Consider the following 22,969-nt stretch of genomic DNA (forward strand, 5'->3'; position numbering starts at 1 on the left):
GCGAGCGCCGCGAGCGCGATGCCGGCCGCGATCGGCGCGGCCGTGAGCTTGATGCCGACCGCGAGCCCGAGCAGCGTGCCGGTCGCGATCAGGCGCTGTCGCGAGCGCTGCGATCCGAGCAGCAGCGCGAGCGCGACGAGCAGCGGGAGACTGACGAGGTTGTCGCCGAACGTGGCCCCGAGCTCGCCGCGCTGGGTCGCGCCGGTAGCCCCGACGACGGCCACGGCGAAGGCGAGCCAGCGCCGCCCGGGCGGCAGCAGCCGGCGTGCGATGCGCTGCAGCGGCAGCAGGTTGAGTCCCTGCAGCGCGCCGAGTACGAAGGTGCCGAGCGCCGGCTTCAGCGACGAAAGCAGCGCGTACAGCAACGCCGGCAGCAGCGGGTTGAACCAGGTCTGCGCCTGGGCTGCGGCGAGATCCTGCAGGCCGCGGCCCTGCAGCCAGGCCCAGCCGTCGTACCAGTGGTAATTGCGCAGATCCCAGTTGTTGCTCTGGCCCAGCGCCCAGGCGGCGAGGCCGAACGCGATCACGCCGGCCGCGAGCAGTAGCGCTTCGGCGCGCGTCGTGCGCAGCGGCGCGACGGAACCGGCGGCGGAACGGGGCGGCACTGCGGCGGGGGGCTCGCTCATGCGGTGCGCCGCAGACCGGCCGCGCTCAGGCCTTGGCCAGAATGCGCCGCAGCGCGTCGCGGTCCTCGGCGCGCAGCAGGCGCGGCGCGAGCTTGCGCAGCCGGCTGCGGTCGCAGCGCGACACCGCGTCGCGCACTTCGAGCAGGGCGCCGGAGTGCATGCTGAAATTGGTCAGTCCGAGCGCGAGCAGCAGCGGCGTGTAGCGCGCGTCGGAAGCCATCTCGCCGCAGAGGCTGACCGGCTTCGCGTGCTTCTCGCCGCAGCGGATGATCGCCGAGAGCAGCTGCAGTATGGCCGGATGCAGCGGGTCGTAGAGCTCCGACAGGGCGTCGTTGTTGCGGTCGGCGGCGAGCGTGTACTGCACGAGATCATTGGTGCCGATCGCGACGAAATCGATATGGCGGATCAGGTTGGGCAGGGCGATCGCGGCGGCCGGCACCTCGATCATCGCGCCGAGGTCGAACTGGTCGGCGACTTCGTGGCCTTCGCTGCGCAGGTCGCGCGCGCAGATCTGGATCAGCCGGCGCGTGGCCTGCATCTCGATCGTGTTGGTGACCATCGGCACGAGGATGCGGATCGGGCCGTAGGCCGAGGCGCGCAGGATCGCGCGCATCTGCGTCGCGAACAGCGCCGGCCGGCGCATGGACAGCCGCACGCCGCGCATGCCGAGCGCCGGATTCGGCTCGGTGGTCAGCGCGAGGCCGGTCGCGTCGGCCTTGTCGGCGCCGAGATCCAAGGTGCGTATCGTCACGGGCAGGCCGCCCATGCCGAGCACGAGATCGCGATAGGCGAGGAACTGTTCTTCCTCGTCGGGCAGATGATGGCGCTGCAGGAACAGGAATTCGGTGCGGTAGAGGCCTATGCCGTCGGCGCCGTTGGCGCGCGCCTGGGCCACGTCGCCGGCGAGTTCGGCGTTCGCGAACAGGCGGATCGCGCAGTCGTCGCGCGTGCGCGTCGGCGCGAGGGCCAGTTCGGCGAGACGGCGGCCCTCGCGCTGCGCGTCGCGCTGATGCTGGCGGTAGCGCGCGAGATCCTGCGCGGTCGGATGCACGACGACCTGGCCCTGGTCGCCGTCGACGAGCAGCAGATCGTCGTCATGCACGACGGCCAGCGCCTCGTGCGCGCCGACGATCATCGGCAGGCGCATGCTGCGGGCGAGGATCGCACTGTGCGACAGTGCGCTGGATCCGGTGCAGACCGCAGCCAGCACGCCCTGCGCGGTCAGGTGGGTCATTTCCGCCGGCGCGATCTGGTCGCTGACGAGGATGGTGCCGACGCGCGCGGCGATCTGCCGCTCGGCCGGGCTGGTTTCCCGTGCGAGCGCCGACTGCACGCGGCCGATCACGTGGTCGATGTCCTCGCGCCGGCTGCGCAGGTACGGATCGTCCATGGCCTCGAACACCGCGGCGAGGCGGTCGCGCTGCAGCTTCAGCGCGGCGCCGGCGCGGTAGCGGCCGCGACGCACGAGGTCGAACAGGCCGGTCAGCAGCTCCGGATCGTTCAGCAGCATGCTGTGCGCGTCGATGAATTCGCCGATCTCGCGCGCGAGCGCGCCGTGCAGCTTCTCGCGGATCGCACGCAGCTCGGACTGGGCGGTTTCCAGCGCCTGCTGCAGCCGCGCGGCCTCGGCCTCGATCTCGGCCGGCTCCAGCGGCGTTTCGTCGATGATGAACTGGCTGGGCTGGACCAGCCGTGCCCGTCCCAGGACCATGCCGCGCGAGGCGCCGATGCCGGCGAGGACGATGCGCATGCTCACGGGATGAACGGGTCCTTGTGCTGAGGTGATCGGGAATGCCGGCCTCGCTCCCGGAGCCGGTGCGGCCGCGCCGGAGCGACGGTTTCAACCGTTGCCGCGGCGGCGGGTGCCGTCCTGCGTCACCCGCTGCCGCCAGTCGTTATTGCCCCTCGTCGAACTTGCGTTGGAACAGGTCGACGACGGCGTCGAGGGCCGCGGTCTCGTCCGGCCCTTCGGCGCGGATCGTGACCGGCGTGCCGACGCCGGCCGCGAGCATCATCACCCCCATGATGCTCTTGGCGTTGATCTCGCGTCCGCGGCAGCGCAGCCAGACCGTGGACGAGTAGTTCTGCAGCAGCTGTACCAGCTTGGCCGAGGCCCGCGCGTGCAGGCCGAGCTTGTTGCTGATGACGATGTCGCGTTCAGGCATGGTCGATACAGATTCCGCCGCGGCCGCCGCTGGCGGCGGTCTGCGCCAGCTGGTCGAGATCCTGGTTCGGGTAGTTCAGCACGCGCAGCAACATCGGCAGGTTCAGGCCGCTCACGCAATGGGTGCGGAAGCCGAGTCCGGACAGGCGCTGGGCGATGTTGCACGGCGTCGAACCGTACAGGTCCGACAGTACCAGCACGCCATCGCCCTGGTCGAGGTGGCGCGCGCGCAGCGACGCGTCGCCGAGGGCCCGGTCCGGATCGGCGCAGGCGCCGACCTCGAGCACTTCCAGCGGCAGCGGGAACTGCCCTATCACGTGATGTGCCGCGGAAACCAGCGCGTCGCCCATGGCCTCATGGGTCAGCAGCAGGACGCCTACGCTCACGACCGCGATTCCAGGCGTACCGGAACGTACGGGTTATGGTCGGTCGCGTGGGCGAAACGGAAAATGGCCATCACAGTGCCTGCAGTAGATCGGACAGTGGTACCGGCTTGCAAGAATATTGCCCGCCGGGGAGGAAATGGGGGCGCTTCACTCGAGTTCACGATGGAAGGTCAGCACTTGTTCGCGCGTGCCGCGAAAATGCTCGGCCAGGCGTTCGGCCAGGTAGACCGAACGGTGGCGGCCGCCGCTGCAGCCTATGCAGATCGTCACGTAGGAGCGATTGTCGGCCTCGAAGCGCGGCAGCCACTCGTCGAGGAAGCCGGTCAGCTGGTCCAGGAAGCGCCGGACCTCGGGCTTGGCCTGCAGCCAGTCGCGGATCGCCGCGTCCTTGCCCGACAGCGGCCGCAGCGCCGGATCCCAGTGCGGATTCGGCAGCACGCGCGCGTCGAACACGAAATCGGCGTCGGTCGGCAGGCCGCGCCGGTAGGCGAAGGATTCGAACAGCAGCGACAGCGCGCCGCCGCTCATGCCGAGCTCGGTCGCGATGAGCCGGCGCAGCTGGTGCACGTTGAGCTCGCTGGAGTCGATGACGCGGTCGGCGATCGCCGCGAGCGGGCGCAGCAGCTTGCGTTCGAGCGCGATCGCGTCGTGCAGCGGCAGGCCGTCGGCCGACAGCGGATGGCGCCGGCGTGTGTCGGAAAAGCGCTTGGACAGCACGTCGTCGCGGCTGTCGAGGAAGATCAACTGGTAGTCGACGCCGGTGCCGGCGAGCTCGGCCAGCACCTGCGGCAGCTGGTTCAGGTCCTCGCTGCGGTTGCGCACGTCGACGCCGACCGCGATGCGGCGGTGGCCGCCGAGGCTGACTGCGCTGACGAGCGCCGGCATCAGCGCGGCCGGCAGGTTGTCGACGCAGTAGAAATCGAAATCCTCGAGCGTGCGCAGGGCCACGGTCTTGCCCGCGCCCGAAAGGCCCGACAGCACGACCAGATGGATCGTGCCGCCGCCGTTGCCGCCGAGTTCGCCGAGTTCCGCGCTCACCACGGTGCCTGTCGCTGCAATTGATGAGCCTGGCGGTCGATGAAGGTCTGCGCCGGGTCGATGCCCTTGCTCTTGAGCATGTGGCTGCGCACGGCCGCCTCGACGAGCACGGCCAGGTTACGGCCCGGCGCGACCGGAATCGCGATCTGCGGAATCCGCGTGTCGAGGATGTCGCGGTAGCCGACGTCGCCGGTCAGGCGCTTCATGCCGTCGATGTCGTCGAGCGGATTCAGCGGCCGCAGATGTACGACGAGGCGCAGGTACTTGGACGGCTTCACGGCCGTATGGCCGAACATCTCGCGCACGTTGAGCACGCCGAGGCCGCGCACTTCGAGCAGGTCCTGCAGCAGCTCGGGGCAGCGGCCGTCGACGACGTCGGGTGCGATCTGGGTGAATTCGGGTGCGTCGTCGGCGACGAGGCGGTGGCCGCGGGTCAGCAGCTCCAGCGCGAGCTCGCTCTTGCCCGAGCCGGACTCGCCCGTGATCAGCACGCCGATCGAATAGACTTCCATGAACACGCCGTGCAGGGTCTCGCGCCGCGCGAGCAGGCGCGCGAGGTGATACTGCAGGAAGGTCAGGATCTCGTGGCCGCGCTTGGGGCTGGACCACAACGGGGTGCTGGATTCCTCGGCCGCCTCGCGCAGGTCGCTCGGCACGGCCTGGTCCTTGGTCACGATCAGCGCAGTCGGGCGGTAGTTGATGATCTTCTGCACCGTCTCCCAGCGCTGGCGCGAATCCAGGCTGTCGAGATAGTTCAGCTCCTCGGTGCCGATGATCTGCACCTTGTTCGGATAGATCACGTTGAGGTAGCCGACCATCGATGGACGCCGCGCGTGGTGGTCGCCGGGGTCCAAGGTGCGGCCGTTGCCCTGGGCTCCGGCGGTCCAACGCAACGACAGGCGTTCGCTGAGACTGTCGAAAAGCTGGCGGGCAGTCAGTCGATCCATGGTGGCGATCAGGCGAGCTGGCCCCATTCTGCCAGTTCGGCGTAGAGCGCGCTCGCGTCGCGCGCGGCGCGCAGGCGCGCCAGGGTGGCCGGCTCAGCCGCGCGGGTCGCGATGTCGGCCAGCAGGGTCAGGTGGCCGGTCGTGAAATGGCTCGGCGTGACGATCGCCGCGAACAGGTCCACCGGGCGGCCGTCGGCGGCGCCGAACACGACGGGCTGGGCCAGGCGCAGGAACGCGGCGCGCGGCCGTTCGAGCACGCTGCTGCGCCCGTGCGGCAGCGCGAATCCCTGACCCAGTGCGGTGGAACCCAGGCCTTCGCGTTCGGTCAGGGCCTCGAGCACGGCCAGCGCCTGATCCGCCGGCGCCATGAGCTGGGCCAGCGCTTCGAGCACGGCGCCGCGCGAGCGCAGACGCAGGCCGGCGACGACGCTGTCGGGAGTCAGGATTTCGCTGAAGCGCATGCCGCCGGACGGGGTAGTCGCGAAAGGGGCGGATGATAGCGCGGGTCTTGCCGCAGTGCGGAAGAAATTGGTCGCGGGGCCGGGGCGGGTGCCTGAATAGCGTGGCCGGGACGGCTTGGTCGGCGGGGTTTCGGCGGGCGGCGCGGCGTGGGGACGGGCGGTCGGTCGGGGAGCGCCCCCGGCGGGGCCGGGGGCGCTCGGGCCGGGATCAGGCGATGCGTTCGGCGGCGCGCAGCGCTTCGCCCTTGTGATGGTCGGTCAGCTTTTCCTTGTGCTTGCGGATCTGGCCGTCGAGCTTGTCGGCCAGTGCGTCGATCGCCGCGTACATGTCGTCGGCCGTCGCTTCCGCGTGGATGATCTTGCCGGCGGCCGCATGCAGGGTCGCGTCGGCCTTGTGCACGAGCTTCTCCACGCTCAGCTGCACGCCGACGTCGTGGAGATGGTCGAAATGGCGCAGGATGCGCTCGAACTTGCTTTCGACGTAGCTGCGCAGCGCCGGCGTCACATCAACCTTGGGGCCGCTGACATTGATCTGCATGGTGCTTCTCCTTCCGGTAGTGCGCTCCTGACGCGGAACGCGGTCGGCACGAATCGAACGGTGCGCTTCGTGCGAAAAATCGTGTCGTTAGCTTGACCTATATTCGGCATGGGGGTTCCCGCCTGCGGCATCAAGCCTCAGCTCAGGCGGCAGCGCTCGTTCGACGCGGCGATGTTCATCGCTTCGCGGTACTTGGCCACAGTGCGCCGGGCGACGTTGATGCCGCGCCGGTTCAGTTCCTCGGCCAGGCCCTGGTCCGACAGCGGCTTGCCGGTCGGTTCGGCCTCGATGAGCTTGCGGATCATGGCCTGGATCGCGGTCGCCGACGCGCTGCCGCCGTCGACCGTCGACACGCCGCTCGAGAAGAAGTGCTTGAACTCGAAGGTGCCGCGCGGCGTGTACAGGAACTTGCGCGTGGTCACGCGCGAAACGGTGGATTCGTGCATGCCGATCTCCTCGGCGACATCTTTGAGCACCAGCGGCTTCATCGCCTCCGGGCCATAGTCGAGGAACGCGCTCTGCGCACGCACGATGGCCTGGGCGACCTTGAGTATCGTGTCGGCGCGCGTCTTCAGGCTCTTGATCAGCCAGCGCGCTTCCTGCAACTGGCCGCGCAGGTAGGAGGCGTCGTCGCGCTGCGCGCGCGCGATCAGCGATTCGTAATGGCGGTTGATCGCGAGCTGCGGCTGGCAGCCCGGCGCGAGGCTGACCTGCCATTGGCCGTGATGACGGAACGCGTAGGCGTCGGGCGCGACGTATTCGGGCGCCGCGCTCGCCACGCTCGAACCGGGCTTGGGATCCAGCGAACGGATCAGCTGCACGGCCAGGTCGATCTGGTCGCTGCCGACCTTGAGCACGCGGCTCAGGCGCGCGCGGTCGTTCTTGGCCAGGACCTCCAGATGATCGGCGACGATCGCACGGGCGACGGCGATGCCGTCGACCTCCGCCTCGAACGCATCGAGCTGCACGAGCAGGCACTCGCGCAGGTTGCGGCTCGCGACGCCGAGCGGGTCGAAGCGCTGCACGCGATGGCGCACGGCTTCGATTTCGTCGGCGTTGACGTTGTAGAGGCTGGCCAGTCCCTGCTGTATCGCTTCGACGGGTTCGTGCAGGTAGCCGTCGTCGTCGACGGCCTCGATGATCGCGACGGCGATCGCGCGGTCGCGCGTCGACATCGGCGTGAGATTGAGCTGCCAGAGCAGGTGATCGCGCAGGTCCTGCCGTTCGGGTTCCTGCGGCTCGAACTCCTCGTCCGGCGCGGCGTTGCGCGACGGCGTGTCGAAACTCGTGTCGAGCGGTTCGAAACGGTCCTCCTCGGCTTCGCGCGTCTCGCTCTCGCTGTTCGTGCTCTCGCTGCTGCTGCTCGTGCGGCCGTCGAGGAATTCCGCAGTCGGCGCTTCGCCGCCGGCCTCGGCCGGCGCCGGTTCGCCGGGCTCGTCGGGGAGCTCGAGCAGGGGATTGGATTCGAGCGCTTCGCGCAGCTCCATCTCCAGCTCGACGCTGCTGAGCTGCAGCAGGCGTATGGCCTGTTGCAGCTGCGGCGTCAGTGCCAGTTGCTGGTGCAGGCGAAGGTTTAACGCAGGCTTCATCAGTCGTCCCGTCGTTGGCGCCCGGCAGGAATGGCATAGACAGTGCTAAGCGCCCGTGATGCCATCCTAATGCGGAAAACGGTCGGCGGGAACCGCGCCGGAGTCACGTTTTCGCGACTTGCGCACGGCAGCGGATTCGGCGAGGATTTACAGAGCCGTGCCGTGCCGCAGGGGTTGCGACGATCGACGGTACGGCGTGTAAATTGCGTCAATGTGCATCTTTGGCGGCGCGGCTCGCGCCGCCTCCGCGTCACATGCGGAATTCCTTGCCGAGATAGACTTCGCGCACCTGCTCGTTCGCGAGTATCGTCGCCGGCGCGCCCTTCGCGAGCACCTTGCCTTCGCTGAGGATGTAGGCGCGGTCGCAGATGCCGAGGGTTTCGCGCACGTTGTGGTCGGTGATCAGCACGCCGATGCCGCGTTCCTTCAGATGCCGCACGATGCGCTGGATCTCGCCGACCGAGATCGGATCGACGCCGGCGAACGGTTCGTCCAGCAGCATGAAGCGCGGCTCGGCCGCGAGCGCGCGGGCGATCTCGACGCGCCGGCGTTCGCCGCCGGACAGGCTGGCGCCCTTGGAGTTCGCGATATGGCTGATCTGCAGCTCGTCGAGCAGCTTCTCGAGCTCGGCCGCACGGCCGGCTGCGTCGAGTCCGGCGCGCAGCTCGAGAATGGCGAGGATGTTGTCGGCCACGCTGAGGCGGCGGAACACCGAGGCCTCCTGCGGCAGATAGCCCAGGCCCAGGCGCGCGCGTGCATGCATGGGCTGGGACGTGATGTCGGTGTCGTCGAGGCGGATGCTGCCGGCGTCGGCGCCGACGAGTCCTACGATCATGTAGAAGCAGGTCGTCTTGCCTGCGCCGTTTGGCCCGAGCAGACCGACGACTTCGCCCTGATCGACGCGGCAGGAGAAGTCGCGGACGACCTCGCGCTGCTTGTAGCGCTTTTTCAGCCCGGTCGCGCTGAGCATTACTTCTTGGGTTCCTGGGCGGCCGGCTTGGCCTTGGGCTGCATCTTCATCGTGATGCCGCCGCCCGGCGCGCCTTCGCCGGTCAGTTCGCCGCTCTCGGTGTTGTAGACGATGCGCTCGCCGCGGAATTCGCCGCGGCCTTCCTGGATCACGACCGCGTTGCCGGTCAGGATCGCCGTCGACTTGTCGGTGTCGTAGTCGATGTTGGCCGCGGTCGCGTTCATGCGGCCGCCGCCGTCGAGCTGCTGCTGCAGCCGTGCCGGCTTGCCCTCGAGCACGACGCGTTGGATCTCGTTGGCGTCGTTCTGATAGACCGTGCCCTTGTCCGACTCGCCCTTCATCGAGCCGCGCGTGAGCTTGACCGCGCCGGTGAGCACCGTCAGGTGCTTGTTCTGGTTCGTCGCGAAATGATTCGCGGCGACTTCCAGCGGCTGCTCGCTGTCGGACTTCAGCGCCTGCGCGGCCGGCGCCGCGAACGTCAGCAGCGCCATGAGACTAAGGCTTGCGCTTGGGCGCGAACGAAGCGTGGACATCGGCGAGCAACTCCAGTTGATGCGTGTTGAGGTCGGCCTTCATGCCGGTACCGCGCAGTATAGAGCCCGGTTGCGTGATCGTGGCGGCGGCGGCGGTCTGCAGCCGGTTCTCTTTCGGGTAGGCGTCGACGTCGCGGGTCTCCACGCGCGCCGCGCCGGCGTTCGCGTCGGCTTCGCGGTGCATCTCGACCGGGCCGGCCAGCAGCAGGTAGGAGCCGTCCTTGTTGATGAAGGCCGCCTGCGACTGGCCTTTCCAGGGCTGGCCCTGCTGCGCGGCGATCAGGAAATCCGGCGCGTCGACCCAGAGCGAACCGTCGTCGTTGCGCCGCGCGAGCGCCGGCGCGGTCACCGTGAAACTGAGCTTGCCGCGCTCGTCGAGCGCGTTCAGCGTGAACGAATCGAGGGTGTAGTTCGATCGCGGCGGACCGACGAAGGCCGGCGGACTGTCGGGCTTGTAGAAGAACCAGAACAGGGCCCAGGTCAGCGCGGCGGCCAGTGCGAGCGCGACGATGGTCCGGAAGTTGCGCTCGCCCATCAGAGCCACTGCGCCAGTTCGGCCTCGGTCAGGCCGCGGGCCTCGAGCAGCAGCTCGCAGACTTCGCGCACGGCGCCTTCGCCGCCGCTGCGCCGGGTGGACCAGTGGATATGGCCGAGCAGGGCCGGCTGAGCGTTGGCCGGGGCGATCGCGAGACCGCAGCGGCGCATCGCACGCAGGTCGGGCAGGTCGTCGCCGGTGTAGCAGACCTGGGCCAGCGACAGCTGCAGCGCCTCGCAGAGCTGGTTCAGGCAGGCCAGCTTGTCCTTCTGGCCCTGGTAGACGTGGGCCACGCCGAGCTCGGCCATGCGCTCGGTCACGAGGTGACTCATGCGCGCGGTGATCACGGCGACCTCGATGCCGTTGGCGAGCAGGCGCTTGAGGCCGAGGCCGTCATGCACGTGGAACGCCTTGAGCTCGCGCTGATCCTCCGAGTACCAGAGCCGGCCGTCGGTCAGCACGCCGTCGACGTCGAACACGGCAAGGCGGACGGCGGCGGCGCGGTCGCGGATTTCGGCGGGCAGGCGATCGGACATGCGGAATGGAACATAAGGCGGGCGGGACGCCGGGACCGCGGATGCTGCGGCATGCGGGGGGCGGCCGTCCAATGCCGGCCGTCCCGTCCCTGGGGCCGCGTTCAGACTACGCGGGCGCGCAGCAGGTCGTGGATGTTCAGCGCGCCGACCAGGCGGTTACTGTCGTCGACGACGAGCAGCGCATGGATCTTGAAGTCTTCCATGAGCCGCGCCGCCTCGATCGCGAGCTTGTCGGGCGTGATCGTCTTGGCCTTGGTCGTCATGAGCCGGGTCAGCGGCGTCGTGCGCAGGTCGACCTCATGGTCGTCGAGCGCGCGGCGCAGGTCGCCGTCGGTGAACACGCCGAGCAGGGTGTCGTCGGCGCCGACGACGGCCGTCATGCCGAGGCCCTTGCGCGACATCTCGACGAGCGCTTCGGACAGGCTCGAATCGGCGCCGACCTTGGGCACCTGGTCGCCCGCATGCATGACGTCGCTGATGTGCAGCAGCAGGCGACGGCCCAGCGAGCCGGCCGGATGCGAACGGGCGAAATCGTCGGCGGTGAAGCCGCGCGCCTCGAGCAACGCGACGGCCAGCGCGTCGCCCATGACCAGCGCGGCGGTCGTGCTCGCGGTCGGCGCCAGGCCCAGCGGGCAGGCTTCGGCCGGCACGCTGACGTCCAGGTGCACGTCGGCGAGCCGCGCGAGGGTGGAATCGTCGTTGCCGCTCATCGCGATCAGCGGTATGCCCTGGCGGCGGATCAGCGGCAGGATGGTCAGGAGCTCGTCGGTCTCGCCCGAATTGGACAGGGCCAGCACGACGTCCTTCTGCGTGATCATGCCGAGGTCGCCGTGGCTGGCCTCGCCCGGGTGGACGAAGAACGCCGGCGTGCCGGTCGAGGCCAGGGTCGCGGCGATCTTGCGCGCGATGTGGCCGGACTTGCCCATGCCCGAGACGACGACGCGGCCGGCGCAGTCGAACATGAGCTGGCAGGCGCGCAGGAAGTTGTCGTCGATGCGGGATTTCAGCAGATCGATGGCTCGCGCCTCGGTTTCGACCACCTGCAGCGCACTCTGCACCAGGGTGGTCCGGTCCAGCGGATGGGTGATCGAGGCGGAGATCAGAGGCAGGATCTGGGCATTCATGAGCAGGGCAGGATGCAGCAAGGAAACGGGGCGCTCGAACGCAACGTTTTGGCGCCAGCGGATTTTCGGTAACATGCGCGTCCCCATAGTGTAGCCGGTTAGTCGTCCCCGTCGCAGGGACGGCGCAAACCCGCACTTCGTCGCAGCGATCCGCCGCTGCCTCGAATCCGCCACGGATCCCGCCCGAAATGGACAGCCAGACCATCAAGAATCTGATCGAGCAAGGCCTGCCCGGCGCCGCCGCCGAGGTCAGCGGGGCCGACGGCGTGCATTTCGAGGCCGTCGTCGTCGCCGAGGCGTTCCGCGGCAAGCTGCCGCTGGCCCGTCACCGGCTGGTCTATGCGACGCTCGGCGATCTGATGGGTGGCGCCATCCATGCGCTGTCTCTCAAGACCGTGACACCTGAAGAGGCGGGAAACCACTGAAGGCGGTTCACCGGGTTGGACGGCGGCGGGGCCCGCTTCCCCCAAAGCCGGCGCCCGCGCCTAGTCTGTTTCCCGCGATGTCGAATTTCCGTAATCGAGTAGAAGATGGCCAAGATCGTAATTTCCGGCGGTGAACCGCTGCAGGGCGACGTGTGGATTTCCGGCGCCAAGAACGCGGTGCTGCCGATTCTGGCCGCGACATTGCTGGCCGACGGCCCCGTCAGTATCGGCAACGTGCCGCATCTGCACGACGTCACGACGACGATGGAGCTGCTGGGCCAGATGGGCGTGCAGCTCGTGCTCGACGAGCGCATGAAGATCCACGTCGATCCGCGCCCGATCAAGAGCTGTTCGGCGCCCTACGATCTCGTCAAGACCATGCGCGCCTCTATCCTCGTGCTCGGTCCGCTGGTCGCGCGCTACGGCCAGGCCGAGGTCTCGCTGCCCGGCGGCTGCGCGATCGGTTCGCGTCCGGTGGACCTGCACATCAAGGGCCTGCAGGCGCTCGGCGCCGACGTCACGGTCGAGAACGGCTACATCCGCGCGAAGGCCAAGCGCCTCAAGGGTGCGCGCATCAACATGGACATCGTGACGGTCACCGGCACCGAGAACATCATGATGGCCGCGGCGCTCGCCGAGGGCACGACCATCATCGAGAACGCCGCACAGGAGCCCGAGGTCGTCGACCTGGCCAACTGCCTCAACGCGATGGGTGCCAACGTGCAGGGGGCCGGTACGGCGACGCTCGTGATCGAAGGCGTCGAACGGCTGAACGGCACCGACTACGACGTGCTGCCCGACCGTATCGAGACCGGCACTTTCCTCGTCGCCGGCGCGATCACCGGCGGCCGCGTGCTGGCCAAGAAGGCCAAGCCCAAGACCCTGGACGCGGTGCTGGCCAAACTCGAGGACGCCGGCGCGCACATCAATACGGGCGACGACTGGATCGAGCTCGACATGCGCGGCAACCGTCCGCGCGCCGTCAACATCACGACGGCGCCGTACCCGGCGTTCCCGACCGACATGCAGGCGCAGTTCACCGCGCTGAACTGCGTCGCCGAAGGCGTCGGCATCATCACCGAGACGGTGTTCGAGAACCGCTTCATGCATGCCCACGAGCTGCAGCGCCTCGGCGCCGACATCCGTCTCGAAGGCAATACCGCGATCATCAAGGGCGTCGGCAAGATGACCGGCGCGCCGATCATGGCGACCGACCTGCGCGCCTCGGCCTGCCTCGTGCTGGCCGGCCTCGTCGCCGAAGGCGACACGACCGTGGACCGCGTCTATCACATCGACCGCGGCTACGAGTGCATCGAGGAAAAGCTCGGCACGCTCGGTGCGCGCATCCGCCGCCTGCCGTCGTAAGCGTTCCTCAGGAACCGATCGGCGACATGGCCGCGGACCAGGCATTCGCCGGTCTGCGGCCATGTCGCCGAAAAGTCATTCGATGCGGCGCAGCCGCATGACGATATTCGCGCCGTCCTTCTGCGCCTGCTCGACCTGCAGCGGCGCGAGCAGGTTCGGCGTGTACCAGGAGCTGCCTTTGCCGGGCTTGTCGGTACGCTCGTAGCGCGTCGCGTCGAAGCGGCCGGCCGGCAGTTCCAGCGGCTGCGTCTCGCGGCGTTCGTAGCGCTGGTCCTCGACGGCGTCCTTGCTCGCGATGTGCAGGGTGTTCTGCTCCAGTCCCTGCGCGCGTCCGAGCGCTACGACGATCGCATGGCGGTCGATGCTGTAGGGCTGCAGCGCATAGCGGAACAGCTCGTCCTTGTCGGTGACTCGGGCTTCCCTGGCGGACCAGTCGAATTCGATGCGGCGCTGCCGGGACTTCAGCGTCGCTTCCTGCTGATAGCTGTAGGCCGTGCTCTGCAGCGGCTGCTGGCCGTTCGCGGCGAAACGCGATTCCTCGCGTACGTCGAGGCCGAGCAGTCTGGCCATGCCGGCGGTGCCGCGCGTCTGAGTGACCAGGGTCCAGTTGTCGCCGCCGTCGGACTTCAGGGTCATCGTGGCCTCGCCGATGGTCTTGCCGCCGCGCTGCACGTCATAGGTCGCGGAGAACGGCTTGAGCGGGGCATAGGCCGGTTCGTGACCGGCGCCGGAATTCGATTCGGCGGCGGCGAAGAGGGGCAGGGCGGCGAGACCGAGCAGTACGGCAAGGCGCATGGCAGGCTCCGGAAAAGTGACGGCGCAGTGTGGCCACGCGGGCCTGAACCCGCGCCGTCGCTCGGCGGCATTCGATGCGGGCCCGGCGCGGGGTCCGTCGAGCGCCGGCTCAGACGCGCAGCGCGTCCGTCAGCGGCGCGCCGTCGACGTGCGGGCGTCCGTCGTTCCAGACCACGCGGCCTTCAGCGATCCACTGCACGCAGCGGCAGAGCAGCGCGTGCTCGCGCGGCAACAGGCGCGCGGCAAGCGTATCGGCGTCGTCGCCAGTCTCGACCGCGATCTCGCTGCAGGCCAGCACCGGCCCACCGTCGAGCTCGGCGGTCACGAAATGCACGCTCGCGCCGTGCACCGTGTCGCCGGCTTCGAGCGCGCGCCGGTGCGTGTGCAGGCCCGGGTATCTGGGTAGCAGGGACGGATGGATATTGATGATGCGGCCGGCCCAGGGCGCGAGCACGGCGGCATCGAGCACGCGCATGAAGCCGGCCAGCACGATCAGATCGGGCGCGAACGCCGCGACGCGCGCGAACAGTTCGGCATCGTAGGCGGCGCGGTCGCGGCGGCCGGCTGCATCGAGCGCGACGGTCGCGATGCCGGCCGCCTGCGCACGGCGCAGGCCTTCGGCGTCCGGCCTGTTGCTGGCGACGACGACGATCTCGATCGGCAGCGTGCCGCCGCGCTGCGCCGCGATCAGGGCCTGCAGGTTGGAACCGCGGCCCGAGATCAGCACCGCGACGCGCAGCGGCGGCCGCATCAGCGGATCAGCACGCGGTCTTCGCCGGGCGAGGCGATGATCTCGCCGATCTGCCAGGCGCGCAGGCCCAGGGTCTGCAGCGCCTGCAGGGTCGCGGCGGCTTCGTCACGGCCGACGATGACGGTATAGCCGATGCCGCAGTTGAACGTGCGCCACATTTCCTCGCACGCGACCGCGCCTTCGCGCTGCAGCCAGTCGAACAGCGGCGGCAACGGCCAGCTCGCGCTGTCCAGCGCGATGCCGAGCGCGTCGGGCACGACGCGGATGATGTTTTCCTTGAGGCCGCCGCCGGTGATGTGGGCCATGCCCTTGATCGGGCGGTCGGCGAGCAACTGCAGGATGGGCTTGACGTAGATCGTCGTCGGCGCCATCAGCGCGTCGGCCAGGGTGACTCCGCCGAGGTCGAGATCGAACGGACTGCCGGCGCGCGCGACGATGCGGCGGATCAGCGAATAGCCGTTGGAATGCGCGCCGCTGGAGGCGATGCCGATGATCGCGTCGCCGACCTGCAGCCGGCTGCCGTCGACGAGCTTGGACTTCTCCACAGCGCCGACGCAGAAACCGGCCAGATCGTATTCGCCGGGGCCGTACATGTCCGGCATCTCGGCCGTCTCGCCGCCGATCAGCGCGCAGCCGGCGAGTTCGCAGCCCCTGGCGATGCCGCCGACGACGGCGACCGTGGTGTCGACATCGAGCTTGCCGGTCGCGAAGTAGTCGAGGAAGAACAGCGATTCGGCGCCCTGCACGAGCACGTCGTTGACGCACATGCCGACGAGGTCGATGCCGATCGTGTCGTGGCGTCCGAGGGTCTGCGCGAGCTTGAGCTTGGTGCCGACGCCGTCGGTGCCCGAGACCAGCACTGGTTCCTTGTAGCGCCCGGCCAGCTCGAACAGCGCGCCGAAGCCGCCGAGGCCGGCCATGACTTCCTTGCGGAACGTGCGGGCGACCAGCGGCTTGATGCGTTCGACGACTTCGTTGCCGGCGTCGATGTCGACCCCGGCGTCGCGGTAGGTCAGTGCGGTCTTGGGTTCGGACATGGCGGCGACGGCGCAAAAAAGGGGCGCAATCATAGCAGTCGGCGCCCGCGGGCGCCGGCCGGTCGCATGGACGCCGCGACGGGGTTTGGGCAGACTTGGGCCGATTCCGACCGCCGACCAGGGAATGTCCGTGCGTTACGCCCGCTTGCTTGCCTTGCTGTTTTCCCTGTGCTGTCTCCCGCTGTTCGGTGGTCTGGCGCAGGCCCAGTCGGCCTCGGCCAGCCTGTACGCCGGCGAGGTGCCGGTGCCGGACCAGTCCGACGAACAGCGCGCGATCGCGCTGAAGAGCGCCCTGGCCCAGGTGGTCGTCAAGCTGACCGGCGACCGCGACGCAGTCAACGGCGAAGCCGTGGCCAAGCTGATCGAGTCGGCCGAACGCTACGTGCAGCAATACACCTACCGCCAGGACGTCGCGACCGTCGACGGTCAGCCGCTGCTGCGCCTGAGCCTCGTCGCGAGCTTCGACCGCGCCGTGCTCGACCGCGTGCTGCGCGACCGCGGGCTGCGCGTCTGGACGCCGGCGGCGCGGCCGCCGGTGGTCGCCTGGATCGCGCTCGACGACGGCAGCGGTCCGCGCCTGGTCGACGGCAGCGACCCGGCCGGGCGTGCGATGCAGCAGGCTGCCGAGCAGCGCGGCGCCAACCTGGTCTGGCCGCGTCTGGACTCGCCGGATCAGGCCCAGACCACGGCGCAGATCGTCTGGGAGGGCGACGTCGCGACCCTCAGCGCCGACGCGGCGCGCTACCAGACCGACACCGTGTTGATAGGCCAGCTGCGCCGGATCGGCGACAACTGGTCGGCGCGCTGGACTCTCGCGCTCGGCGGCCAGGCCCAGCCGGCCTGGGAGTCGCGCGACGCGGACCTGTCGGCGGCCCTGGCCGCCGGCGCCGACGGCGCGGTCGACCGTACGCGCGGCCGCGGCGCGGCCGCGGCGGAAGAGCGCCGCATCACGACGACGCGCGTCTGGATCAGCGGACTGCGTTCGGCGCAGGACTATGCGCGCCTGTTCGAAACCCTCGGCAGCAACGATCTCGTACGCGAATTCCAGCCGGAGCAGGCGCGCGGCGACGGCGTGCTGCTCAAGCTGACCTTGAACCTCGCACTCGACCGCTGGCTGGCCTACCTGCCGCCCGACGGTGCCCTGCGCCTCGTCAGCGCAGCGCCGCCCGTCGACGGCGTGGAGGCGACGCTGGCCTTGAACCCGTAGGCCGGATCGGGACGGGTTTTCCGCTCCGGGATTCGCATGCTCCGCACTGCGTCAGCGCGATTTCGTCCACAGCCTGCCGTGCGGGCCGCCGGTCTGCGCCCGTTGCCGGCTGTCCGCTGCGGCGGGCGGCGCAGAACCGGCGGGCCGACGGACCGGGTCGCCGCGACGGCGCGGGGCATGCGTGTTGTGCCGGGCCTTCGGCACCACGCCGATCGCGCAGCGACCGTGCCGGGAGCGGTCTGAGCGCATGCGCCATATCCCGAACCTGCTGACCGTGCTGCGCATGCTGCTGACCGTGCCGCTGGCCTGGCTGCTGCGCGACGGGCGCTACGACGCGGCGCTGCTGATCGCGCTCGTGGCCGGCTTCAGCGACGCGCTCGACGGCTATCTGGCCAAGCGCTTTTCCTGGCAGAGCCGGCTCGGCGGCTTGCTCGATCCGGTCGCCGACAAGCTGTTGCTCGTGGTCTGCTTCGTCGGCCTGGCCGACGTAGGCGCGCTGCCGTGGTGGCTCGCGCTGCTCGTGATAGGCCGCGACGCCGTCATCGTCACCGGTGCGGTGGCCTATCACAATCTGGTCGGCCCGTTGACGGCCGAGCCCAGCCGCCTCAGCAAGCTGACGACGGCGCTGCAGATCCTGCTGGTGCTTGCGGCGCTGCTGCATCTGTCGCGCTTCGCCGAATGGCCGCATTGGTTCAACCTGGCCCTGCTGACCGCCGTGACCGCCACGACGATCGGCAGCGGCGTCGACTATGTCGTGCGCTGGTCGTTCAAGGCCTGGCGCGAAACGCACACTCAACCGGGAGATCCGCAATGACGACGACGGAACGCTGGCAATGGCTGGCGCTGGTTCTGGTCACCGGCGGGCTGATCTATCTGCTGGCCCCGGCGCTGACGCCGTTCGCGGTCGCCGCGCTGTTCGCCTATCTCTGGGATCCGGTCGTCGACCGCCTGGAACGCCTTGGGCTGTCGCGCAATTTCGCCGTCACTCTGGTGTTTCTCGTGATCGGCCTCGTCGTCGTCGCGCTCGTGCTGCTGGTGATTCCGTTCACCGAACGGCAGATCGCCAAGTTCCTCGACCAGCTGCCGCGCTGGCTGGCCTGGATACAGGCCGAGGCGCAGCCGCAGCTCGAACGGCGCTTCGGCGTCACCCTGGACTTCGCCGACCCGAACAAGCTGATCGAAGTGCTCAAGGGCCATTGGCGCGAAGCCGGCGGCATCGCGACGCGCGTGCTCGCCAAGGTGTCCTCGTCGGGCCTGGCCGTGATCGGCTGGGCCGCTCAGCTCGTGCTGATTCCGGTCGTGACGTTCTACCTGCTGCGCGACTGGGACGTGCTCGTCGCGCGCGTCAACGAGCTGCTGCCGCGCGCGATAGAACCGACTATCAGCCGGCTCGCGCGCGAGTCCGACGAAGTGCTCGGCGCGTTCCTGCGCGGCCAGCTCAGCGTCATGCTGGCGCTGGGCACCCTGTATGCGATCGGCCTCTGGCTCGTCGGCATCGACATCGGTCCGCTGATCGGCATGATCGCGGGCCTGATCAGTTTCGTGCCGTATCTCGGCGCGATCGTCGGCCTCGGCATGGCGCTGATCGCCGCCGTCGTGCAGTACCAGGATTGGACGCACGTGTTCATGGTGCTGGCCGTGTTCGGCGTCGGCCAGACCATCGAAGGCTACGTGCTCGTGCCGAAGCTCGTCGGCGACAAGATCGGCCTGCATCCGGTCGCGGTGATCTTCGCGATCCTCGCCGGCGGCGAGCTGTTCGGCTTCCTCGGCGTGCTGCTTGCGCTTCCGGTCGCGGCCGTCGCGATGGTGGTGCTGCGCTACCTGCACGAGAAATACACGGCCAGCCAGCTGTACCAGCCGGCCGAAGCGCCTCTCGTCGCGACGCCGGACGAGCCGGCATCGCAGCTCGTCGTCGTCTCGCACGGCCAGGTCGTCGCCGCGAGCGAGCTGCCCGCCGCGCCTGCACCTGGGCCGCAGCCGCCGTCTTCGGTCCCGGCGGCGGCCGGTACCGTCGCGCCGGCTGCCGACGAACCGGCGGTGCGCTGACGTGCAGCAGTTGCCCTTGGGCTGGCGCTGGCCGGCGCAGCAGCGGTTCGAGACGTTCTTCGTCGGCGTCAACGGCGCGACGGTCGATCTGCTCGAACGCGTCGCCGCCGGCAGCGAGACGGCCTGGGTATTCCTGCACGGCCCCGAAGGCAGCGGCCGCACGCACCTGGCCATGGCCGCCTGTCAGGCGGCCAGCGCGGCCGGTTTCAGCGCGCAGTACCTGCCGCTCGCGGCGCTGGCCGCGGCCCAGGACGGCGCGATCCGCGGCTTCGGCGGCAGCGACCTGCTCGTGCTCGACGACGTCGGCGCGATCGCCGGCATCGCCGCGGCCGAGCATGCGTTGTTCGATCTGTACAACCGTTGCCGTGCCGAGGGCAGCATGCTCGTCTTCGTCGCCGATGCGCCGCCGGCGCAGCTCGGCATCGTCTTGCCCGATCTCGTTTCGCGCCTGTCGAGCTGCACGCAGGCGCCGCTGCGTTCGCTCGACGACGCGCAGCGCCGCGAGGTGCTGCGCGAGCGCGCCGAAGCGCGCGGCATAGCGCTGGACGAGGCCGTGCTCGATTTCCTGTTCACGCACTATGCACGCGATCTCGGCAGCCTCGGCGCGCTGCTCGACCGGGTCGATCGTGCGTCGCTCGCGGCCAAGCGTCGCGTCACCGTGCCGTTCCTGCGCCAGCTGCTGCGCGAGCAGAGGGCAGGAGCGGCGGACGAGGCCTGAGAATCACCGCGGCATCCTTGCCGTGGAGCATCCCTGGTATCGGCGATCCCCATTCCGCGTCCGTCGCTCCTGCGTGACTTGCACAGCGGCGCCGGGAGGATCAGCCGCCCGAGCGCTCGCCGTTCGCCGGCTTGGCCTTGACGCTGCCGCCTTCGACGAGGATGAACTCGCGATTGGCCGCGACGGTCTTGTCGCCGATGCCCTTGACCTTGGCCAGGTCCTCGGCGCTCTTGAACGCGCCGTTCTTCTCGCGGTAGGCGACGATGGCTTCGGCCTTGGTCTGGCCCACGCCCTTCAGGTTGGCGGCGATCGTGCCGGCGTCGGCGGTGTTGATGTTGACCGGCTGCGCGGCGAAGGCCGGGAAGCAAAGGGCCAGCGACAGGGCGAGGGACTTGAAGAAGGTATACATGGGTATGCTCCTGATGATTGGTAAGTGGCGGGTGCCGGAGTCGTTCCGACGGTTGTAACGATAGGCATCGCGCCGACTCGCGGCGTCAGGACTGCGCCGCGCAAATCCCTGCGCGAAAACCGTCGGCGACGCTCGGAAAAGTCGCATTTCCCCCTGGGCGGAGCGGAATTCCCTGGCCGCGCAACTCGTTACCGGCGGGCTGCCGCGGTAACATGCGCGCTTTGCCGTACCACCGCAGGAATTCCGATGAACACCGATCAGTTGCGCGCTTTCGTTTCGGCCAAGTGGGACGAGGAAATCGTTCCGCGCCTCGTCGACTACATCCGCATCCCCAACAAGTCGCCGATGTTCGACGCCGACTGGGCCGCGCACGGATACATGGATCAGGCCGTGGACCTGCTGGCCGGCTGGGCCAGGGCCCAGCCGATCGCCGGCATGCAGGTCGATGTGGTGCGCCTGGAAGGCCGCACGCCGCTGATCTTCATCGACATCCCCGGCAACAACGACGACTGCGTCGTGCTCTACGGCCATCTCGACAAGCAGCCCGAAATGACCGGCTGGGCCGAGGATCTCGGCCCCTGGAAGCCGGTCATCAAAGGCGACAAGCTCTACGGGCGCGGCGGCGCCGACGACGGTTACGCGATCTTCGGCTCGCTCGCCGCGATACTCGCGCTGCAGCAACAGGGCATTCCGCACGCGCGCTGCGTCGTCATGATCGAGGCCTGCGAGGAATCCGGCAGCTACGATTTGCCGTACTACGTCGACCACCTGGCCGACCGCATCGGCAAGCCGTCGCTCGTGGTGTGCCTCGATTCGGGCTGCGGCAATTACGACCAGCTCTGGCTGACGACGAGCCTGCGCGGCCTGACCGGCGGCAATCTCAAGGTGAAGGTGCTCGAGGAAGGCGTGCATTCGGGTGATGCATCCGGCGTCGTCGCGTCGAGCTTCCGCATCCTGCGCGAGCTGCTCGACCGGCTCGAGGACGGCGCCACCGGCAAGATCCGCACGCCGGAGCTCTATGTCGACATTCCGGCCCAGCGCATCGAACAGGCGCAGCGTTCGGCCCAGGTGCTCGGCGATGCGGTGTATTCCAAATTTCCGTTCGTGGACGGCATGCGGCCGATGGACGAGGACCACGCCGAGCTCGTGCTCAACCGTACTTGGCGGCCGGCCCTGTCGGTGACCGGCGTGGCCGGCATGCCGCCGCTGGAATCCGCCGGCAACGTGCTGCGCCCGTTCACCGCGGTGAAGCTGAGTCTGCGCCTGCCGCCGACTCGCGACGGCGTCAGCGCCGGCGAATTCCTCAAGGGATTGCTCGAACGAGATCCGCCCTACGGCAGCGAGGTCAGCTTCGACCTGGAGAAGGCCTCGACCGGCTGGAACGCGCCGCAGTTGTCGGCCTGGCTGGAGCAGTCCGTCGCCGATGCATCGCGCGCGTTCTTCGGTCCGGATCCGGCCTACATGGGCGAGGGCGGCACGATCCCGTTCATGGGCATGCTCGGTGAGAAATTCCCCGGTGCGCAGTTCCTGATCACCGGCGTGCTCGGTCCGCATTCCAACGCGCACGGCCCGAACGAGTTCCTGCACATCCCGACCGGCAAGCGCGTGACGATGTGCGTGGCGAAGGTCATGGCCGATCATTTCGTCGCGAGCCAGGCCGGCCTGACGACCGGCGTGGCCGCGAGCGGCGCGCACAGCCATCACGGCGATCACGGCTGCTGCTGATGGCGGATCGCGGCCGGACGATCCGGAGCGGCACGGCGAGCGACGCCGGCGTGTGCAGTACGCATGCGGCCGGCACAGATCGCGCGGTCGCCGCACCGTCGTCGCTATCGTACAGGCGCGGACGACCGGGCAGGCGTGCGCGATTCGTCGCGGGACGGCGGATCGCTCGGGGACGGCACCGCGATTTCCGCGGCAGGCGCGGGGCGTCGCTTCGCGTGACGCGCCGCCATCCCGACGGTGCGTCCATGACCGGTCCCGGCATTCCTGCGGCGGCCGCGGCGAGCCGCTTTTTTCGACGCGTCTTCATCACGGCGATCTGTTCATGACGGGCTCCGACATTTCCGCGCCTCCCGCGCGGCGCCGCTTTTTTTCGCGACGCGTCGTCATCAGTGTCGCCGCGCTCGCTCTGCTCGCGCTCGCGGTCTCGTCGCTGTTCGCCGACGGCGGCGCGCACACGCCGGACCGGCAGATCATGCTCTGGCTGCGCGATCCGAAGGCGCTGAACGATCCGCTCGGACCGGACTGGTTCGAGGACGTCATGCGCGACATGACCGGCCTCGGCGGCATCGGCGTCGTCGTCGGTGCCGGCGTGCTGTTCGCCGGTTACCTGTGGCTGCGCCGCCGGCGCGGCGACATCGCCGTGCTCGCGCTGAGCCTGATCGGCGCGCAGCTCGTCAGCGCCATTGCGAAGCTGCTGGTCGCGCGGCCGCGACCGGATCTGGTCTCGCACGAGGCGGAAATCTACAGCGCGAGCTTTCCGAGCGGCCACACATTGATGGCGACGGTCGCCTGGGTCACGTTCGCGATGCTGCTCGCGGCCGACTTCGAGGACCGCCGACTGCGCGACTATTTGCTGCTGATCGCCTGGATCATCGCCGCCGCCGTCGGCTGCAGCCGCGTTTATCTCGGCGTGCACTGGCCCAGCGACGTGCTAGCCGGCTGGGCCGTCGGCGCACTCTGGATGCTGCTACTGTTGCGGCTGATTCCGCGATTACGCGGGCGCTGAGGCGCCGCGGCCGCTGCGTTCCTGAGTTTTTCGCGGAA

Annotated in this window: 25 protein-coding genes and 1 pseudogene; 8 read left to right on the forward strand and 18 right to left on the reverse strand. The window is 69.1% G+C overall.

Going from position 1 to position 22,969, the window contains the following annotated elements:
- The 14 genes and pseudogenes from NON22_RS04625 to NON22_RS04690 form a co-directional block, all read right to left on the reverse strand.
- Positions 1 to 626, reverse strand: a pseudogene (locus NON22_RS04625) (glycosyltransferase 87 family protein); the annotation flags it as partial.
- Positions 627 to 651: 25 nt separating this feature from the next.
- Positions 652 to 2,376 (reverse strand): phosphoenolpyruvate--protein phosphotransferase, encoded by a 1,725-nt coding sequence (gene ptsP, locus NON22_RS04630; RefSeq protein ID WP_257385785.1) that lies wholly within the window; start codon positions 2,374 to 2,376, stop codon positions 652 to 654.
- Positions 2,377 to 2,521: 145 nt separating this feature from the next.
- Entirely contained in the window at positions 2,522 to 2,791 is a 270-nt protein-coding gene (locus NON22_RS04635; protein ID WP_257385756.1) for an HPr family phosphocarrier protein, read from the reverse strand.
- Positions 2,784 to 3,176 (reverse strand): PTS sugar transporter subunit IIA, encoded by a 393-nt coding sequence (locus NON22_RS04640; RefSeq protein ID WP_257385757.1) that lies wholly within the window; start codon positions 3,174 to 3,176, stop codon positions 2,784 to 2,786. The genes NON22_RS04635 and NON22_RS04640 overlap by 8 nt, the downstream gene beginning before the upstream one ends.
- Before the next feature lie 147 nt (positions 3,177 to 3,323).
- Entirely contained in the window at positions 3,324 to 4,214 is an 891-nt protein-coding gene (gene rapZ / locus NON22_RS04645) for an RNase adapter RapZ (protein WP_257385758.1), read from the reverse strand.
- The gene (hprK, locus tag NON22_RS04650; protein WP_257385759.1) at positions 4,211 to 5,161 is read right to left on the reverse strand and encodes an HPr(Ser) kinase/phosphatase; all 951 of its coding nucleotides are present in this window, start codon (positions 5,159 to 5,161) and stop codon (positions 4,211 to 4,213) included. Before hprK ends, rapZ begins: the two co-directional genes overlap by 4 nt.
- A gap of 8 nt (positions 5,162 to 5,169) precedes the next feature.
- Positions 5,170 to 5,622: a PTS sugar transporter subunit IIA gene (locus NON22_RS04655; RefSeq protein ID WP_257385760.1), complete on the reverse strand. Its 453-nt coding sequence runs from the start codon at positions 5,620 to 5,622 to the stop codon at positions 5,170 to 5,172.
- Between the two features lie 208 nt (positions 5,623 to 5,830).
- Complete coding sequence (gene hpf / locus NON22_RS04660) at positions 5,831 to 6,160, reverse strand: ribosome hibernation-promoting factor, HPF/YfiA family (protein ID WP_257385761.1); 330 nt, start codon at positions 6,158 to 6,160, stop codon at positions 5,831 to 5,833.
- 137 nt (positions 6,161 to 6,297) lie between these two features.
- Positions 6,298 to 7,749, reverse strand: a complete 1,452-nt coding sequence (locus NON22_RS04665) for an RNA polymerase factor sigma-54 (protein WP_257385762.1) — start codon at positions 7,747 to 7,749, stop codon at positions 6,298 to 6,300.
- Between the two features lie 250 nt (positions 7,750 to 7,999).
- Complete coding sequence (lptB, locus tag NON22_RS04670) at positions 8,000 to 8,719, reverse strand: LPS export ABC transporter ATP-binding protein (protein WP_257385763.1); 720 nt, start codon at positions 8,717 to 8,719, stop codon at positions 8,000 to 8,002.
- Entirely contained in the window at positions 8,719 to 9,210 is a 492-nt protein-coding gene (lptA, locus tag NON22_RS04675; protein ID WP_257385764.1) for a lipopolysaccharide transport periplasmic protein LptA, read from the reverse strand. The genes lptB and lptA overlap by 1 nt, the downstream gene beginning before the upstream one ends.
- A gap of 4 nt (positions 9,211 to 9,214) precedes the next feature.
- Positions 9,215 to 9,787, reverse strand: coding sequence for an LPS export ABC transporter periplasmic protein LptC (gene lptC, locus NON22_RS04680; protein WP_257385786.1), 573 nt, complete (start codon positions 9,785 to 9,787; stop codon positions 9,215 to 9,217).
- On the reverse strand, positions 9,787 to 10,323 hold the full coding sequence (locus NON22_RS04685; protein WP_257385765.1) for a KdsC family phosphatase: 537 nt from the start codon (positions 10,321 to 10,323) through the stop codon (positions 9,787 to 9,789). Before NON22_RS04685 ends, lptC begins: the two co-directional genes overlap by 1 nt.
- 101 nt (positions 10,324 to 10,424) lie before the next feature.
- Positions 10,425 to 11,447: a KpsF/GutQ family sugar-phosphate isomerase gene (locus NON22_RS04690; RefSeq protein ID WP_257385766.1), complete on the reverse strand. Its 1,023-nt coding sequence runs from the start codon at positions 11,445 to 11,447 to the stop codon at positions 10,425 to 10,427.
- Between the two features lie 188 nt (positions 11,448 to 11,635).
- Here NON22_RS04690 and NON22_RS04695 point away from each other — a divergent pair, with 188 nt between their 5' ends.
- Together NON22_RS04695 and murA are read left to right on the forward strand one after the other, a co-directional pair.
- The gene (locus tag NON22_RS04695; RefSeq protein WP_257385767.1) at positions 11,636 to 11,872 is read left to right on the forward strand and encodes a BolA family protein; all 237 of its coding nucleotides are present in this window, start codon (positions 11,636 to 11,638) and stop codon (positions 11,870 to 11,872) included.
- Positions 11,873 to 11,977: 105 nt separating this feature from the next.
- On the forward strand, positions 11,978 to 13,237 hold the full coding sequence (gene murA / locus NON22_RS04700) for a UDP-N-acetylglucosamine 1-carboxyvinyltransferase (RefSeq protein ID WP_257385768.1): 1,260 nt from the start codon (positions 11,978 to 11,980) through the stop codon (positions 13,235 to 13,237).
- Between the two features lie 75 nt (positions 13,238 to 13,312).
- Here the strand turns inward: murA and NON22_RS04705 are convergent, their stop codons facing one another.
- The 3 genes from NON22_RS04705 to purM form a co-directional block, all read right to left on the reverse strand.
- Complete coding sequence (locus NON22_RS04705; RefSeq protein ID WP_257385769.1) at positions 13,313 to 14,032, reverse strand: DUF6134 family protein; 720 nt, start codon at positions 14,030 to 14,032, stop codon at positions 13,313 to 13,315.
- A 109-nt stretch (positions 14,033 to 14,141) separates the two neighbouring features.
- Positions 14,142 to 14,783 (reverse strand): phosphoribosylglycinamide formyltransferase, encoded by a 642-nt coding sequence (gene purN / locus NON22_RS04710; RefSeq protein ID WP_257385770.1) that lies wholly within the window; start codon positions 14,781 to 14,783, stop codon positions 14,142 to 14,144.
- Positions 14,783 to 15,820 carry a phosphoribosylformylglycinamidine cyclo-ligase gene (gene purM, locus NON22_RS04715; RefSeq protein WP_257385771.1) on the reverse strand — a complete coding sequence of 346 codons (1,038 nt, stop codon included), beginning with the start codon at positions 15,818 to 15,820 and terminating at the stop codon, positions 14,783 to 14,785. The genes purN and purM overlap by 1 nt, the downstream gene beginning before the upstream one ends.
- A 130-nt stretch (positions 15,821 to 15,950) precedes the next feature.
- Between purM and NON22_RS04720 the strand changes: the two genes are divergently transcribed.
- From NON22_RS04720 to hda, 4 genes are all read left to right on the forward strand, one after another.
- A complete protein-coding gene (locus NON22_RS04720; protein WP_257385772.1) occupies positions 15,951 to 17,027 on the forward strand; it encodes a DUF2066 domain-containing protein in 1,077 nt (358 codons plus the stop codon).
- Positions 17,028 to 17,274: 247 nt separating this feature from the next.
- Positions 17,275 to 17,841 (forward strand): CDP-alcohol phosphatidyltransferase family protein, encoded by a 567-nt coding sequence (locus NON22_RS04725; protein WP_257385773.1) that lies wholly within the window; start codon positions 17,275 to 17,277, stop codon positions 17,839 to 17,841.
- Complete coding sequence (locus NON22_RS04730; RefSeq protein ID WP_257385774.1) at positions 17,838 to 19,073, forward strand: AI-2E family transporter; 1,236 nt, start codon at positions 17,838 to 17,840, stop codon at positions 19,071 to 19,073. Before NON22_RS04725 ends, NON22_RS04730 begins: the two co-directional genes overlap by 4 nt.
- A gap of 1 nt (position 19,074) precedes the next feature.
- A complete protein-coding gene (hda, locus tag NON22_RS04735; RefSeq protein ID WP_257385775.1) occupies positions 19,075 to 19,791 on the forward strand; it encodes a DnaA regulatory inactivator Hda in 717 nt (238 codons plus the stop codon).
- Between the two features lie 100 nt (positions 19,792 to 19,891).
- Here the strand turns inward: hda and NON22_RS04740 are convergent, their stop codons facing one another.
- Positions 19,892 to 20,200 (reverse strand): ComEA family DNA-binding protein, encoded by a 309-nt coding sequence (locus NON22_RS04740; RefSeq protein ID WP_257385776.1) that lies wholly within the window; start codon positions 20,198 to 20,200, stop codon positions 19,892 to 19,894.
- A gap of 246 nt (positions 20,201 to 20,446) precedes the next feature.
- Between NON22_RS04740 and NON22_RS04745 the strand changes: the two genes are divergently transcribed.
- Together NON22_RS04745 and NON22_RS04750 are read left to right on the forward strand one after the other, a co-directional pair.
- Positions 20,447 to 21,925: a M20 family metallopeptidase gene (locus NON22_RS04745; protein ID WP_257385777.1), complete on the forward strand. Its 1,479-nt coding sequence runs from the start codon at positions 20,447 to 20,449 to the stop codon at positions 21,923 to 21,925.
- A gap of 322 nt (positions 21,926 to 22,247) precedes the next feature.
- On the forward strand, positions 22,248 to 22,931 hold the full coding sequence (locus NON22_RS04750) for a phosphatase PAP2 family protein (protein WP_257385778.1): 684 nt from the start codon (positions 22,248 to 22,250) through the stop codon (positions 22,929 to 22,931).
- Positions 22,932 to 22,969 lie beyond the last annotated feature (38 nt).

This window comes from Tahibacter caeni, from assembly GCF_024609805.1.
GTDB classification, from domain to species: Bacteria; Pseudomonadota; Gammaproteobacteria; order Xanthomonadales; family Rhodanobacteraceae; genus Tahibacter; species Tahibacter caeni.